Source organism: Actinoplanes sp. NPDC048791 (assembly GCF_040650095.1).
Classification (GTDB): Bacteria; Actinomycetota; Actinomycetes; order Mycobacteriales; family Micromonosporaceae; genus Actinoplanes.
Map to the genome: position 1 here is coordinate 1 of NZ_JBEZGQ010001273.1, position 2,099 is coordinate 2,099.

General features: G+C 74.1%; 2 protein-coding genes. One reads left to right on the plus strand and one right to left on the minus strand.

Annotated elements, in window-relative coordinates; genetic code table 11:
• The first annotated feature begins 34 nt into the window (after positions 1-34).
• Positions 35-1,579: a hypothetical protein gene (locus tag AB0C29_RS45320; protein ID WP_360834133.1), complete on the plus strand. Its 1,545-nt coding sequence runs from the start codon at positions 35-37 to the stop codon at positions 1,577-1,579.
• A gap of 2 nt (positions 1,580-1,581) precedes the next feature.
• On the opposite strand, the gene AB0C29_RS45325 is transcribed toward AB0C29_RS45320, so the two are convergent.
• A partial coding sequence (locus AB0C29_RS45325) for a hypothetical protein (protein ID WP_360834135.1) occupies positions 1,582-2,099 on the minus strand: 518 nt, incomplete at its 5' end.

Genomic DNA, 2,099 nt, shown 5'->3' on the forward strand with positions numbered 1-2,099 from the left:
CGACCTGCCCGGCGACCGGCAGTAGCAGCGCAGCGTGGAGTGGTCCAAGCAGAACCTCGCCGACTCCGTGCAGGAGGCGCACGACCTGCGGGTGTTCGCCAGCCAGGAAGGAACCCAGTTCCCGCCGCCGGCCGGCACCGTCCACGTCGCCCGGTGGGTCGGCGCCGGCTGGCCGGACTACCCGTGGATCTTCGCCACCGACGCCGAGTACACCGCGTTCGCGTCGGTGGCGGCCGGGCAGTTCGAGCCGATCAAGGCGCACCTGCGGGCGCTGCGCGACATCAGCGAGATCGTCAACGGCCGGTCCGGCAAGGTGGTGCACGAGGTCACCCCGGACGGCCAGGTGTACTTCGGCGCCAACGACGACCCCGGCAACACCGACGAGAGCGCCAAGTTCCCCAGCACGGTGGCGCTGATCTGGCGGTGGACCGGCGACGACGCGTTCCGCGACGAGATGTACGACTTCGCCGTGCGTGCCATGCGGCATGTGACCGCACTGGACGCCGACGCCGACGGCTGGCCCGAGGGCTCGGGCAACGTGGAGCGGCCCGGCATGGGAGCGGAGAAGCTCGACGTGGCGGTCTACACCATCCGCGGGCTGCGCGACCTGGCCGACCTGGCCAGCGCGCGCGGCGACCGGGCCACCGCGAGCTGGGCGACCACCCAGGCCCAACGGCGCGAGCGGGCCTTCGAGCAGGCCTGGTGGTACGGCGGGGACGCCGACGCGTACGCCGACTCGCTGAGCGATCCCGGCAACGGCAAGGTGTTCCAGCGGCACTGGACCGGCCTGACCCCGATGGAGGCCGAGTCACCCGGCGGGCCGCTCGCCGCCACCGGCCACGCCCACGCCGCGCTGGCCCAGCGGGAACGCGACTGCTACACCGGCGAATTCGGCCTGTTCCACACCGGCAGCGGGCCGACCAGCGCCCCTGGCGGCAACACCGGCCCGTCCTGCGACAGCGTGGTGTCCGGCGTGCCGGCCGAGCGGGCCACGTTCTCCCTCAACACCGCCGTCATGGCCGTCGCCGAGGGCAACTACGGCCGGCTCGGCCCGCAACGCCGCTACACCACCGGAAACGCCCGCATCCAGCTCGACCCGGCGGTCTGGGAGATGCCCGGCGCGATGCCGGAGGTGGCGCCGTCACCGGACTTCGTCGCCAACATCGAGCGCGACTTCCTGAGCCGCTCCAGCGTGCTGCAGGCGTGGGGTGCCTACGGGGTGCTCTGGCCGGTGGTGCACCAGCAGCTCGGCGTCGACCCGGACGTCGGTCGCGGCCGGCTGTCGGTGGTGCCGGCGCTGCCGCCCGGCCAGGACCGCATCGCCGGGCACGACATCCGGCTCGGCCGCGGCTCGCTCGACGTGACCGCCACCCGGACCGCAGGAACCCTCACCGTCTCGGTCCGGGCGGCACTGAAGCTCACCATCGGCGCGGTCCTGCCGGCGGGTGCGTCGGTGACCGGGGTACGGCTGGACGGCAGGCCCACGGCACACCAGCAACGCAGCACCGCCCGCGGCACCGAGGTGCTGGTCGCCGCGGGTGCCGGCGGACGGCACACCCTGGAGGTGAAGCTGCGCTGACCTCAGCCCGGCTCGTTGCTCTGCTCTACCGCCTGCGGACTCGTCGCCTGCCACTGCCCGTCGTCCACCGGCTGCGAACGCTGGGCCAGCCGCAGGAGGGCGGCAACGGCACCGTCGGTCAGCGACGATCCGCTGTAGCCGACGTACGCCACCACGCCCGGCGCCGGCTCCCAGGCCAGGGAACCGTTGCCACCGAAGACCGGCGACACCACGGCCGGGCGGTCACCGACCGGCCCGGCGGCGGTGGCGTGGGACGCGTACAACTGGTCCTCGAACCCGCCGCCGCGAACGACCCCGGTGTAGGCCAGGCCACCGCCGAGCGCGGCCTGCTCGCCCAGCGTGGCGCTGCCGTAGCGGATCTCGTGGATGGCGGGCGGCCGGTACGGGCCACCGCCGGCCACCGCGTAACCCGCGGGCGGCTCCTTGATGACCGGACGGCTTTTGGCGACGCTCGTGCGGGCCGCGATGGTGATCAGGGCGGGCTCGGGCAGGTCGCCCCGGATGCGGGCCCAGGCACCGC